The following is a 13859-nucleotide window of genomic DNA, read 5'->3' on the forward strand; positions in this document are numbered from 1 at the left end:
TCATGAATCTGCTAATCGAACTGCTGGCTTTCGCGGTCGCGATTGGCGTACTCGTGGTGGTTCACGAGTACGGGCATTACAGTGTGGCGCGCCTGTGCGGCGTCAAGGTGCTGCGCTTTTCGATCGGTTTCGGCAAGCCGCTGTTCCAATGGGTAAGTCCAAAGACGGGCACCGAGTGGACCATTGCGGCCTTGCCGCTCGGCGGCTACGTCAAGATGCTCGACGAGCGCGAAACCGGCGGTGCGCCGATTCCCGCGGAAGCATTGCCGCATGCGTTCAACCGGCAGTCGGTGGGGCGTCGCTTCGCGATCGTCGCGGCCGGGCCGGTCGCCAATTTCCTGCTTGCCATCGTACTGTTCGCGCTCGTGTTCGCCACGGGCGTAACCGAGCCGGCGGCCGTGGTCGCGGCGCCGGCGTCGAATACACCGGCGGCAATGGCCGGCTTCGACGGAGGCGAAACCATCGTCGCGGCGCGTACCGAGAACGCCGGCGAATCGGAACCGGTGCGTTCATGGTCTGATCTGCGCTGGAAGCTGCTAGGTGCCGCGTTCGATCACAAGCGCGTCGTGCTGAGCGCGAAAGATGCGCACGGCACGTCCGAGTTTCAGCTCGATCTGCGCGGCATCACCGAGAAAGACGTCGATGACGACTTCATGTCGCATCTCGGTTTCGAGCCGGGCGGCGGCAAGCTGACGGTGGCGGGGGTGCAACCCGGCAGCGCGGCGCAACAGGCCGGTCTGACGGCGGGCGACCGTCTGCGTTCCGTCGACGGCATGTCGACCGACAATGCCACGGCCTTCATCGCCTATGTAAAATCGCACGCCGGCAAGCCGATGACGCTGCAAGTGGAGCGTGGCGGTGCCGGCGCGGCGGCGGGCAAACTCGCAGAGATTCGCATCGTTCCGCAAGCGCAGCGTGACGACGCGACGGGGCAGCAGATCGGCCGCATCGGCGCGGAACTGTCCACCCAGGTGCCGTCGATCGACGTGCATTACGGGCCTATCGAGAGCCTGCAACTCGGCGCGCGCCGTACCTGGGATCTCGCGGTTTATTCGGTGCGGATGTTCGGCAGGATGATCGTCGGCGAGGCCTCGCTGAAAAATCTTTCGGGTCCCGTGACGATCGCCGATTACGCAGGAAAGAGCGCACGTCTAGGTCCTTCTGCGTTTCTGTCGTTCCTGGCCCTTGTCAGTATTAGCCTCGGCGTACTGAACTTGTTACCGATTCCGGTATTGGACGGGGGGCATCTGTTATATTATTTGGTTGAAGCTGTGACCGGCAAAGTTGTCTCCGATCGCTGGCAACTCGTTTTTCAGAGGGCGGGGCTCGCCTGCATCGTCGCGTTGTCGGCGATTGCGCTGTTCAACGATCTGGCTCGTTTAATCCATTTTTAAAGTGTCCGGCGGCGTTCACGATGGCGACCGTCTGACCTGATGCAGCTATACACACTGGGGAAGCACGTTGTTTAAACCTCATCGCTTTGTTCCAAAGACGGTTATAGCCGCGGCGTTCGCCGCGCATGGGCTGGTTGCTCACGCAACGTCGCCCTTCGTGGTGCAAGACATTCGGATCGAGGGATTGCAACGCGTCGAACCCGGCACCGTGTTCGCGTACCTGCCCATCAAGCAAGGCGACACCTTCAGCGACGACAAGGCTTCCGAAGCCATTCGCGCACTGTACGCCACGGGTTTTTTCAACGACGTCAAGATCGCGACCGAAGGCAATGTCGTCATCGTGCAGGTGCTGGAACGCCCGGCCATCGGCACGATCGATTTCTCCGGCATTCACGAGTTCGACAAGGAAAACCTGACCAAGGCGCTGCGTGCCGTCGGGTTGTCCCAAGGCCGCTACTACGACAAGGCGCTGGTCGACAAGGCCGAGCAGGAACTCAAGCGCCAGTACCTGACGCGCGGCTACTACGCCGCCGAAGTCACCACCACCATCACGCCGATCGACCGCAACCGCGTGTCGGTGCTGTTCTCGGTGGCCGAAGGTCCGAGCGCGAAGATCCGCCAGATCAACTTCATCGGCAACAAGGCGTTCAGCACCGGTACGCTGCGCGACGAAATGCAGTTGTCCACGCCGAACTGGTTCTCGTGGTACACGAAGAACGATCTGTATGCGAAAGACAAGCTCACCGGCGACCTCGAAAACGTCCGCTCGTATTACCTGAATCGCGGCTACCTCGAGTTCAACATCGAGTCGACCCAGGTGTCGATCACGCCGGACAAGAAGGACATGTATCTGACGGTCACGCTGCACGAAGGCGAGCCGTACACGATTTCGAACATCAAGCTGGCCGGCAATCTGCTCGACCGCGAGGCCGAGCTGAACAAGCTCATCAAGATCAAACCGGGTGAGCGCTTCTCGGCCGAGAAACTGCAAGCCAGCACCAAGGCCATCGTCGACAAGCTCGGCGAATACGGCTATGCGTTCGCCACCGTCAATGCGCAGCCGCAGATCGATCAGACCAACCACAAGGTAGACCTGACGCTGCAGGTGGACCCGAGCCGCCGCGTATACGTGCGCCGCATCAACGTGGTCGGCAACACGCGTACGCGAGATGAAGTGGTGCGCCGTGAAATGCGCCAACTCGAAAGCTCGTGGTTCGACTCCAATCGTCTCGCGCTGTCGAAGGACCGGATCAACCGTCTGGGCTACTTCACCGATGTCGACGTGACCACGATTCCGGTCGAAGGCACGCCGGACCAGGTCGACGTGGACGTCAAGGTGGCCGAAAAGCCGACCGGCGCGATCACGCTGGGCGCGGGCTTTTCGTCGACCGACAAGGTCGTGCTCTCGGCGGGCGTGTCGCAAGACAACGTGTTCGGTTCGGGCACGAGTCTCGCGGTGAACGTCAACACCGCAAAGACGTACCGTACGTTGACGGTCACGCAGGTCGACCCGTACTTCACGGTGGACGGCATCAAGCGCATTACCGACGTCTACTATCGTACGTATCAGCCGCTGTACTACTCCACGGATTCGAGCTTCAAGATCGTCACGATCGGCGGCGACCTGAAGTTCGGCATTCCGTTCTCCGAAGTCGACACGGTGTACTTCGGTGCCGGCCTCGAACAGAACCAGTTGGACGTGGACTCGAACACGCCGGCGTCCTACAAGGAATACGTCAAAGACTTTGGCCGTGTGTCGAACAACGTGCCGATCACGGTCGGCTGGTCGCGCGACGCCCGTGACAGCGCGCTCGTGCCGAGCCGCGGTTATTTCACGCAGGCGAACGCCGAATACGGCACGCCGATCGGCGGCACGCAATACTACAAGGCCGACATCAACGCGCAGTACTATTACTCGTTTGCGCGCGGCTTCGTGCTGGGCTTCAACTTCCAGGGCGGCTATGGTAAAGGCATGGGCGGCAAGCCTTATCCGATCTTCAAGAACTACTACGCCGGCGGTATCGGTTCGGTTCGAGGCTACGAGCCGAGCTCGCTCGGTCCGCGCGACGCATCCACGGGCGATCCGATCGGCGGCTCCAAGCTGCTGGTGGGGAACATCGAGTTGACTTTCCCGCTGCCGGGCACCGGCTACGACCGCACGTTGCGCGTCTTCACGTTCCTCGATGCAGGCAACGTGTGGGCCGACGCAAGCACCGCTGCGACGTCGAATGGCGCGAACGGTCTGCGCTACGGCTATGGTGTCGGTCTCGCGTGGATCTCGCCGATCGGCCCGCTCAAGCTGAGCCTGGGCTTCCCGCTCACGAAGCACACCGGCGACCAGTATCAGAAGTTCCAGTTCCAGATCGGAACGGCATTCTGATCCGGCGGCCGGCGCTCGGTGGCCCGCGATCGGGTGACGGGCTGCCGGCCAAACTACAGTATCGAGAGGATGACTTTGCTAACCGGTATGTTTTCGAAACGTGTGGCATGCGCGCTGGCGCTGGCAATGACGCTGGGCGTCGGGGTAGCGCACGCGCAGGAAGCCAGGATCGCCGCAGTGAATTCCGACCGGATCCTGCGTGAATCCGCTGCCGCCAAGACCGCGCAGATCAAGCTCGAGGCCGAGTTCGCCAAGCGTGACAAGGATCTTGCCGACATGGCGCAAAAACTCAAGTCGATGTCCGATTCGCTCGACAAGAACGGCGCGTCGATGTCGCCGGCCGATCGCGCGCAGAAGCAGCGCGACCTGTCGCAATTGGACACGGACTTCCAGCGCAAGCAACGCGAGTTTCGCGAGGACCTGAACCAGCGCCGCAACGAGGAACTGGCTGCGGTGCTCGACCGGGCGAACAAGGTGATCAAGCAGATCGCCGAACAGCAACATTACGACCTGATCGTTCAGGAAGCGGTGTACGTGAGTCCGCGCATCGACATCACCGATCAGGTGCTGAAGGCATTGGCGGCCTCGGGCAACTGAAGGCGGTCACCCGGCCACCGGCGCGTACGCCGGATCGCGAAACAGACAGGTTGCAACGAACTGCAGCAAGGATGTTGCATGGGATTGGAGTAAGCGCTGAAGCGCCAACTCCAATCGACGCGCATGTTGCATGGGGTTGGAGTAAGCGCTAAAGCGCTAACTCCAATCGACGCGCATGTTGCATGGGGTTGGAGTAAGCGCTAAAGCGCTAACTCCAACCGACACAGGAGACAGAGTAGGCATGGCATTTACGCTCGAGGACATCGTCCAACGGTTCGGCGGTGAAGTAGTCGGAGATGGTTCGCAGCGCGTCGGCAGTCTGGCGCCGCTCGACCAGGCAGGCCCGGACCAGCTGGCGTTCCTCGCCAATCCGAAGTACCTGTCGCAGGTCGAGACGACCCGTGCGGGCGCGGTGTTGATCAACGCCGACGACCTCGCGAAGCTCGCCTCCCGCGACGCTCGTAACTTCATCGTCACACCGAATCCGTACGCTTACTTCGCGCGCGTCGCGCAAACTTTCATCGATCTCGCCTCGCCGAAGGCGGTGCCGGGCGTGCATCCCAGTGCCACGATCGATCCGTCGGCGCAGATCGCCGCGAGCGCGGTGATCGGTCCGCATGTCACCGTGGAAGCAGGCGCGGTGATCGGCGAAAACGTGCGGCTGGACGCCAACGTCGTGATCGGCCGCGGCACCAGGATCGGTGCGGGCTCGCACCTGTATCCGAATGTCTCGGTGTACCACGGCTGCACGCTCGGCGAGCGCGTGATCGTGCACGCGGGCGCGGTAATCGGCTCGGACGGTTTCGGCTTCGCGCCGGATTTTGTCGGTGAAGGCGATGCGCGTACCGGCAGCTGGGTGAAAATTCCGCAGGTCGGCGGCGTCTCGATCGCGGCAGACGTGGAAATCGGCGCGAACACTACGATCGACCGTGGCGCAATGGCCGACACGATCATCGAGGAATGCGTGAAGATCGACAACCTCGTCCAGATCGGCCACAACTGCAAGGTTGGCGCCTATACCGTGATCGCAGGCTGCGCGGGGATCGCCGGCAGCACCACGATCGGCCGTCATTGCATGATCGGCGGCGCGGTCGGAATTGCCGGGCATGTCACGCTGGCCGATCACGTGGTCGTCACGGCGAAGTCGGGCGTGTCGAAGTCCTTGTTGAAGCCGGGTGTGTACACCAGCGCGTTCCCGGCTGTGAACCATGCAGACTGGAACCGGAGCGCGGCTTTGCTGCGCAATATCGACAAACTTCGCGACCGCATCAAGGCACTCGAAAACGCCGCCGCTGATAAGCTGGACAGCGCGGCGGGCAATGCGCCGGGCAATTCCGCGAGCGAGAAAGCCTGAGATATCAGGGGCAGCCGCCGGCACCGCGTAAAATAGCGGGCGAGCATCAGGAAGCAACGTCGGTTGCCGTGACCGGGTGGCATGGCCGCCGGGTCACGGCAAGCGCCGGCAGCATGCGTTACTAACCCACCTGCACCAGCATCCGCAGTCATCATCGCGCAGTCAATGCGTGAGCAGAAACACCATGAGCACCGAAAAAATCAATCTCGACATCCACAAGATTCTCACGCTGCTGCCGCATCGTTACCCGTTCCTGCTGGTCGACCGGGTGCTCGAACTCGAGCCGCACAAGAGCATCAAAGCGTTGAAGAACGTGTCGATCAATGAGCCGTATTTTCAGGGGCATTTCCCCACGCGTCCGGTGATGCCGGGCGTGCTGATACTCGAGGCGCTCGCGCAAACGGCAGCGCTGCTGACGTTTTCGGAAGAACCGAGCGATCCGGCGAACACACTGTATCTATTCGTCGGTATCGACAATGCACGCTTCAAGCGCGTGGTGGAACCGGGCGACCAGTTGATCCTGAACTGCACGTTCGAGCGCCATATGCGCGGCATCTGGAAGTTCAAGGCGCGCGCCGAAGTGGATGGCGCCGTGGCGGCGGAAGCCGACCTGATGTGCGCGGTGCGGCATACGGATAAAGACGCCTGAGTCGGCGTCCCGGCGGTGAACGGCTGGCGCGGCTATCAGCCTCGCCGCTCCCGGCCGGGCCCATCCAGACAACGCAACAGAATCAGAAGCGAGGACGCATGAGCAGGATTCATCCCACTGCGATCGTCGAACCGGGCGCGCAACTCGACGAATCCGTCGAAATCGGACCGTATGCCGTGATCGGCGCACATGTGACGATCGGCGCCCGGACCACGGTCGGTTCGCATAGCGTGATCGAAGGTCATACCACGCTCGGCGAGGACAACCGGATCGGTCACTACGCATCGGTCGGCGGCCGTCCGCAGGACATGAAGTACAAGGACGAGCCGACCCGACTCGTCATCGGCAACCGCAACACGATCCGCGAGTTCACCACGATCCACACCGGCACGGTGCAGGACGCGGGCGTCACCACGCTCGGCGACGACAACTGGATCATGGCCTACGTGCACATCGGCCACGATTGCCACGTCGGCAGCAACGTCATTCTGTCGAGCAACGCGCAGATGGCGGGTCACGTCACCATTGGCGACCACGCGATCGTCGGCGGCATGTCGGGCGTACATCAGTTCGTCCGGATCGGCGAGCATTCGATGCTGGGCGGCGCCTCGGCGCTGGTGCAAGACATTCCGCCGTTCGTGATCGCCGCCGGCAACAAGGCTGAGCCGCACGGCATCAACGTCGAGGGCTTGCGTCGCCGCGGCTTCTCGCCGGATGCGATTTCCGCGCTGCGCACGGCGTACCGCGTGCTGTACAAGAACGGCCTGTCGCTGGAAGAGGCGAAGGTGCAGTTGCGCGAACTCGCGTCCGCGGGTGGCGATGGCGACGCGCCGGTGCAAACGCTGCTCGCGTTCGTCGAAGCGTCGCAACGCGGCATCATCCGCTAACCGATGGCATTGCAACCGAATCCGCTGCGCGTCGCGATGGTGGCGGGCGAGCCATCCGGCGACCTGCTGGCGGCCTCGCTGCTCGACGGCCTCGCGAGCCGTCTGCCGGCCGCCACCCAGTACTATGGGATCGGCGGACCGCGCATGATCGCCACGGGTTTCGACGCCCACTGGCCGATGGAAAAACTCAGCGTGCGCGGCTATGTCGAAGCGCTGCGGCATATTCCCGGCATTCTCGCCGTCCGCAACGAACTGAAGCGCCAGCTGCTGGCCGAGCCGCCGGCGGTGTTCGTCGGCGTGGATGCGCCCGATTTCAATTTCGGCCTCGAGCATCCGTTGCGCGAGGCGGGCATTCCGACCGTCCACTTCGTCTGCCCGTCGATCTGGGCGTGGCGGGGCGGGCGCATCAGGAAGATCGCCAAAGCGGTCGATCACATGCTGTGCGTGTTTCCGTTCGAAACGGCGCTGCTGGAGAAGGCGGGCGTCGCGGCATCGTACGTGGGCCATCCGCTCGCCGACGAAATCCCGCTCGAACCCGATACGCTCGGCGCGCGCCGCACGCTGGGTCTTGCGGAAAGCGGGCCGATCATTGCGGTGCTGCCAGGCAGCCGTCGCTCGGAAATCGATCTGATCGGCCCGACCTTCTTCGCCGCGATGGAAATGATGCAGCACCAGGAACCGGGCCTGCGTTTCGTGATGCCGGCGGCCACACCGGCACTGCGCGAGATGCTGCGGCCACTGGTGGATGCGCACCCCGGTCTCGCGCTCACGATCACTGACGGCCAGGCGCAGCTCGCAATGACGGCGGCAGACGCGATCCTCGTGAAAAGCGGCACAGTGACGCTCGAAGCGGCGTTGCTGAAGAAACCGATGGTGATCTCGTACAAGGTGCCCTGGCTGACCGGCCAGATCATGCGCCGCCAGGGCTATCTGCCGTATGTCGGGTTGCCGAACATTCTGGCGGGGCGTTTCGTGGTCCCGGAAATTCTTCAGCACTTCGCCACGCCGCAAGCGCTTGCCGAAGCCACGTTGAAACAGTTGCGCGACGAGTCCAACCGGCGCACGCTGACGGAAATCTTCACGGAGATGCATCACGTGCTGAAGCAGAACACGGCGCAGCGTGCGGCGGAAGTCGTGGCGAGCGTCATCGAACAGCGCAAGGGGCGGTCGTGACCCAATCACGCGCACCGCGCCGCAAGGCTGCGACCGTTGCAGGCGCGGCGGCGGAGCAGATCGGCCTGAACTTCGAGACGCCGGACGACATCGTCTGCGGCGTCGACGAAGCAGGGCGTGGACCGCTAGCCGGTCCGGTCGTCGCGGCGGCGGTGATTTTCGACCCGTCCAAACCGATGATCCGCGGCCTCGACGATTCCAAGGTCCTCACCGCCAAAAAGCGCGAGGAACTGTACGACAAGATCGTCGATCGGGCGCTCGCTTACTGCATCGCTTCGGCAACGGTCGAGGAAATCGATACGCTGAACATTCTGCACGCCACCATGCTGGCGATGAAGCGCGCCGTGGAGGGCCTGTCGGTCGCGCCGACGCTCGTCAAGATCGACGGCAATCGCTGTCCGACGCTGAGCATTCGCAGCGAAGCGGTGATCGGCGGCGACGCGCTCGTCAAATGCATTTCGGCGGCGTCGATTCTTGCCAAGGTCACGCGTGACCGCATGCTGCTCGAATTGCACCAAACGTATCCGGTCTACGGCTTCAACGCCCATGTCGGCTACAGCACGCCGCAGCATCTCGCGGCGCTGCGCGAGCACGGGCCGTGCGAGCATCACCGGCGCTCGTTCGCGCCGGTGCGCGAAGCGCATCTGCGCTTCGGCACGGGTGTGCCGCTGCCGGCGGGCGACGTCATCCTGCCCGCCATGCTCGACGATGATGCCCTGCTCGACGACGACGCTTTCGGTGAACGCAGCGGCGCGTAATCGACCAACTCGTGGGCGTGGCCAGCACGTCGCCCGCTAATCGCTCATCCTTACTGTCTTCGCTGCCTGTGAAAGCCATCACCTCGCGGGACAATCCGCTCTACAAGCGCCTGAAAGCACTGGCCGGTTCGACGCATCAGCAGCGTCGCGGCGGCCACGCGCTGCTCGAAGGGTTTCATCTCGCAAGCGCCTATCTCGACGTCGCCGGGCAGCCGGAACTGTGCATCGTCACGGATGGCGCGCTGCGCCATGACGAAGCGCAGGCGATCGTGTCGCGCGTCGACGAGCATCGCCTTGTCACGCTGCCGGATGCGTTGTTCGGGCAACTGTCGAATGTCGTGCACGGCGTCGGCATTCTGCTGCTGGTCGAGAAGCTCGATACGCCTTTGCCGGAAAAGGTCGCGCAAACCTGCCTCGTGCTCGACGGCGTGCAGGACGCCGGCAACGTCGGCTCGATTCTGCGCAGCGCGGCGGCCGCCGGCATTCAACAGGTATTTTGTGCGCCCGGCACGGCGTACGCGTGGTCGTCGAAAGTACTGCGCTCGGGCATGGGCGCGCACTTCCTGTTGCAGATTCACGAAGACGTGGAAGCGCAAGCGCTGATCGAGCGTCTTGCGATACCCGTCGTGATCACGGATTCGCACGGTGCCGAGGCGATCTACGACTGCGATCTGAGCGGACCGCTTGCCTGGGTGTTCGGCAACGAGGGGGCGGGCGTCTCGCAGGCATGGCGCGACGCGGTCTCGTTGCGGGTGACGATTCCGCAGCCAGGCGGCATGGAGTCGCTGAATGTGGCGGCTGCGGCGGCTGTCTGCGTGTTCGAACAGTGCCGGCAGCAGCGCGGCCGCGCGTGAGCCGGGAATCCCGGCGCCGCGCGCATTTCAGGCGCAACCGAGCGATCAATAAGCCGATCGCTCGAGCTTGATCTCCTGCAGGATCGTGGTCGCGATCTCCTCGATCGACTTATGCGTCGACGACAACCACTTGATGCCTTCGCGCCGCATCATCGCTTCCGCTTCGTTGATCTCGTAACGGCAGTTTTCCGGCGCGGCGTACTTGCTGCCCGGCCGGCGCTCGTTGCGGATCTCCGAGAGCCGCTGCGGATCGATCGACAAACCAAACATCTTCTGCCGATGCGCCAATAGCGGCGTAGGCAGCTTGCCGCGCTCGAAATCTTCGGGAATCAACGGATAATTCGCCGCTTTCACGCCGTACTGCATGGCGAGATAGAGGCTCGTCGGCGTCTTGCCGCTACGCGATACGCCGACCAGGATCACGTCGGCGTCGGCGAGATTGCGATTCGATTGACCGTCGTCGTGGGCGAGCGAGAAATTGATCGCCTCGATGCGATTCTTGTATTCCTCAGTGTCCGCGTTCTGGTGGCCGCGACCCATCGCGTGACTCGATTTCAGCTCCAGTTCCTGTTCGAGCGGCTCGACGAAGGTCTGGAACATGTCGAGCACGAGCGCGTTCGAGCCTTTGACGATCTGATTCGACGCGCTGTCCACCAGCGTCGTGAAGACGATCGGACGGCGGCCGTCCTGCTGGATCGCTTCGTTGATCTTTTCGAGCGTGGCATATGCCTTTTCCGTCGAGTCGACGAAAGGCACGCGAACCAGGCGGAATTTCTGGTCGAACTGGGAGAGGATCGAATGCGCGAAAGTTTCGGCAGTGATCCCGGTACCGTCGGAGACGATGAATACGGTGGGCGGCATCAGTGGGGCTGGGAACGTGAGCGGAAATGAGCGCTCGAAGGAAACATCGCTGCGTTGAGTTCGCTGCACGGTGGCTGACCGGAAACTGCAGCGGCGTCGATGCAGCGCGCCGTGGGCACCGCAATCGCTCCCGGATGGCAACGGGGCCTCGCAAAGCCCGCCGGCCGGTCCAGGACGCGGTTCGAGGCGCAATTCTCGGCCGACTGTCACATTTTGAGAGTCGGCACGGTAGAATAGCGGCAACCTGTTGGATAAGCAATTGCAGGCGATTGGCGCCTAACTTACCGCGAATAGCCGGTCAACGCCTTGCTTTCGGCCGTAACCTGCGCCGAATAGGGCGGATCGATCGGTAAATTCGTCCAATCGTCTTCTACGTCGTGCATCTGGTGTTTCGAGCGCCCCTCGGCAACTTGCAGCGATTGCTTCTCCAACAGGTTGTGCAAGACGCGAGGTCACGCTTCCAATGAGCGTCTCGCGTTCAAGCCCACTTGCACAGCCGTGAATTTCTTTCACACTTAGGGGCTTGTATGACTAACGCAGTTACCGTCGCAAAGGACAAGGCGTATGTAGTTCCGTTCGAACAGTTGCGGATGACCGATGTGGAGATTGTCGGCGGCAAGAACGCGTCGCTTGGCGAGATGATCAGTCAGCTCGCTGAAGCCGGCGTGCGTGTGCCGACCGGTTTTGCCACCACGGCGCTGGCTTTCCGTGACTTCCTGCATCACAACAATCTGACCGAACGCATCGCCAAACGTCTCGAAACGCTCGACGTCGACGACGTGAAGGCACTCGCCGAAGCGGGCAAGGAGATCCGTCAATGGATCGTCGACGCGCCGCTGCAGCCGCAGCTCGAGGCTGATATCCGCGCGGGTTTCGACACCCTGCAAAACAGCTCGCCCGAAGAGCTCTCGTTCGCCGTGCGTTCGTCGGCCACGGCTGAAGACTTGCCGGACGCATCGTTCGCGGGTCAGCAGGAAAGCTACCTCAACGTGGTCGGCATCGACGACGTGCTCGATCGCATGAAGCACGTGTTCGCGTCGCTATATAACGACCGCGCTATCTCCTATCGCGTCCACAAGGGTTTTACTCACGCCGAAGTCGCGTTGTCGGCGGGCGTGCAGCGCATGGTGCGCTCGGACGTCGGCGCAGCGGGCGTGATGTTCACGCTGGATACGGAATCGGGCTTCAAGGACGCCGTCTTCATCACGTCGAGCTACGGTCTGGGCGAAACGGTGGTGCAGGGCGCGGTCAATCCGGACGAGTTCTACGTCTACAAGACCACGCTCGCCCAAGGCAAGTACCCGATCATCCGCCGCTCGATCGGCTCGAAGCTGATCAAGATGGAATTCACGAAGGCCGGCGAAGAAGGCCGCGTGAAGACCGTGGACGTGCCGCACGAGCAGCGCAACCGCTTCTCGATCACCGACGAAGACGTCATCGAACTCGCGAAGTACGCCGTCATCATCGAAAAGCACTACCAGCGTCCGATGGACATCGAGTGGGGCAAGGACGGCCGCGACGGCAAGATCTTCATTCTGCAGGCGCGTCCGGAAACGGTGAAGAGCCAGGCCACGGGCAAGGCCGAGCAGCGCTTCAAGCTGAAGGGTCAATCGAACGTGCTGGCAACCGGCCGCGCGATCGGCCAGAAGATCGGCGCGGGTCCGGTGCGCGTGATTCACGATCCGTCGGAAATGGACCGCGTGCAGCCGGGCGACGTGCTGGTCGCCGACATGACCGACCCGAACTGGGAGCCGGTGATGAAGCGCGCATCCGCGATCGTCACGAATCGTGGCGGGCGGACCTGCCACGCGGCCATCATCGCGCGTGAGCTGGGCGTGCCGGCCGTGGTCGGCTGCGGCGACGCCACCGACGTGCTGAAGGAAGGCGCGCTCGTCACCGTGTCGTGCTCGGAAGGCGACGAAGGCAAGATCTACGACGGCCTGCTGGAAACCGAAATCACCGAAGTGCAGCGCGGCGAACTGCCGCCGATCCCGGTGAAGATCATGATGAACGTCGGCAATCCGCAACTGGCCTTCGACTTTTCGCAACTGCCGAACGCTGGCGTGGGGCTCGCGCGGCTCGAGTTCATCATCAACAACAATATCGGCGTTCATCCGAAGGCGATTCTCGAGTATCCGAACATCGATCAGGACTTGAAGAAGGCTGTCGAAAGCGTGGCGCGCGGTCATGCATCGCCGCGCGCGTTCTACGTCGACAAGCTGACCGAAGGCATCGCGACGATTGCCGCGGCGTTCTATCCGAAGCCCGTCATCGTGCGTCTGTCGGACTTCAAGTCGAACGAGTACAAGAAGCTGATCGGCGGTTCGCGCTACGAGCCGGACGAAGAAAACCCGATGCTGGGCTTCCGCGGCGCGTCGCGCTACATCGCCGACGACTTCGCCGAAGCGTTCCAGATGGAATGCATCGCGCTGAAGAAGGTGCGTGAAGAAATGGGCCTCGACAACGTCGAGATCATGGTGCCGTTCGTGCGCACGCTGAAGCAGGCGGAACGCGTGGTGGGGCTGCTCGCGAAGTACGGCCTCAAGCGCGGCGAAAACGGCTTGCGCCTGATCATGATGTGCGAAGTGCCGTCGAACGCGATTCTCGCCGAGGAATTCCTGCAATTCTTCGACGGTTTCTCGATCGGTTCGAACGATCTCACGCAGCTCACGCTCGGCCTCGACCGCGACTCCGGCATGGAACTGCTGGCGGTCGATTTCGACGAACGCGATCCGGCGGTCAAGTTCATGCTCAAGCGCGCGATTGACACCTGCCTGCGCCTCGACAAATACGTCGGTATTTGCGGCCAGGGTCCGTCGGATCATCCGGACTTCGCGCAATGGCTGACCGATGAGGGCATCAAGTCGATCTCGCTGAACCCGGACACGATCATCGAGACGTGGCAGCAACTGGCGAAGTCGTCGAAGAAGTAAAGTGCGCGCCATGCATGCC

Annotated in this window: 12 protein-coding genes; 10 read left to right on the forward strand and 2 right to left on the reverse strand. The window is 62.6% G+C overall.

From position 1 onward, the window contains the following. The first annotated feature begins 2 nt into the window (after window positions 1-2). From rseP to BUE39_RS07355, 9 genes are all read left to right on the forward strand, one after another. On the forward strand, window positions 3-1394 hold the full coding sequence (gene rseP, locus BUE39_RS07315; RefSeq protein ID WP_073428107.1) for an RIP metalloprotease RseP: 1392 nt from the start codon (window positions 3-5) through the stop codon (window positions 1392-1394). A 67-nt stretch (window positions 1395-1461) separates the two neighbouring features. Further along, a complete protein-coding gene (bamA, locus tag BUE39_RS07320) occupies window positions 1462-3774 on the forward strand; it encodes an outer membrane protein assembly factor BamA (RefSeq protein ID WP_073427986.1) in 2313 nt (770 codons plus the stop codon). 75 nt (window positions 3775-3849) lie between these two features. Then, on the forward strand, window positions 3850-4371 hold the full coding sequence (locus BUE39_RS07325; RefSeq protein WP_176035760.1) for an OmpH/Skp family outer membrane protein: 522 nt from the start codon (window positions 3850-3852) through the stop codon (window positions 4369-4371). Between the two features lie 241 nt (window positions 4372-4612). Continuing rightward, window positions 4613-5725 carry a UDP-3-O-(3-hydroxymyristoyl)glucosamine N-acyltransferase gene (gene lpxD, locus BUE39_RS07330; protein ID WP_073427988.1) on the forward strand — a complete coding sequence of 371 codons (1113 nt, stop codon included), beginning with the start codon at window positions 4613-4615 and terminating at the stop codon, window positions 5723-5725. 184 nt (window positions 5726-5909) lie between these two features. Continuing rightward, window positions 5910-6374 (forward strand): 3-hydroxyacyl-ACP dehydratase FabZ, encoded by a 465-nt coding sequence (gene fabZ / locus BUE39_RS07335; protein WP_073427989.1) that lies wholly within the window; start codon window positions 5910-5912, stop codon window positions 6372-6374. Window positions 6375-6472: 98 nt separating this feature from the next. Next, the gene (gene lpxA, locus BUE39_RS07340; RefSeq protein WP_073427990.1) at window positions 6473-7261 is read left to right on the forward strand and encodes an acyl-ACP--UDP-N-acetylglucosamine O-acyltransferase; all 789 of its coding nucleotides are present in this window, start codon (window positions 6473-6475) and stop codon (window positions 7259-7261) included. 3 nt (window positions 7262-7264) lie between these two features. Then, the gene (lpxB, locus tag BUE39_RS07345; protein ID WP_073427991.1) at window positions 7265-8434 is read left to right on the forward strand and encodes a lipid-A-disaccharide synthase; all 1170 of its coding nucleotides are present in this window, start codon (window positions 7265-7267) and stop codon (window positions 8432-8434) included. Beyond that, complete coding sequence (gene rnhB, locus BUE39_RS07350; protein WP_073427992.1) at window positions 8431-9192, forward strand: ribonuclease HII; 762 nt, start codon at window positions 8431-8433, stop codon at window positions 9190-9192. The genes lpxB and rnhB overlap by 4 nt, the downstream gene beginning before the upstream one ends. 68 nt (window positions 9193-9260) lie before the next feature. Then, a complete protein-coding gene (locus tag BUE39_RS07355) occupies window positions 9261-10046 on the forward strand; it encodes a TrmH family RNA methyltransferase (RefSeq protein WP_073427993.1) in 786 nt (261 codons plus the stop codon). A gap of 45 nt (window positions 10047-10091) precedes the next feature. Here the strand turns inward: BUE39_RS07355 and ppsR are convergent, their stop codons facing one another. Continuing rightward, window positions 10092-10907, reverse strand: a complete 816-nt coding sequence (gene ppsR / locus BUE39_RS07360; RefSeq protein WP_073427994.1) for a posphoenolpyruvate synthetase regulatory kinase/phosphorylase PpsR — start codon at window positions 10905-10907, stop codon at window positions 10092-10094. 281 nt (window positions 10908-11188) lie between these two features. Next, window positions 11189-11350: a hypothetical protein gene (locus tag BUE39_RS34810; RefSeq protein WP_159442545.1), complete on the reverse strand. Its 162-nt coding sequence runs from the start codon at window positions 11348-11350 to the stop codon at window positions 11189-11191. Window positions 11351-11434: 84 nt separating this feature from the next. Here BUE39_RS34810 and ppsA point away from each other — a divergent pair, with 84 nt between their 5' ends. Beyond that, window positions 11435-13840, forward strand: coding sequence for a phosphoenolpyruvate synthase (ppsA, locus tag BUE39_RS07365; protein WP_073427995.1), 2406 nt, complete (start codon window positions 11435-11437; stop codon window positions 13838-13840). Window positions 13841-13859: the final 19 nt, after the last annotated feature.

The organism is Paraburkholderia terricola (assembly GCF_900142195.1).
GTDB lineage: Bacteria > Pseudomonadota > Gammaproteobacteria > Burkholderiales > Burkholderiaceae > Paraburkholderia > Paraburkholderia terricola.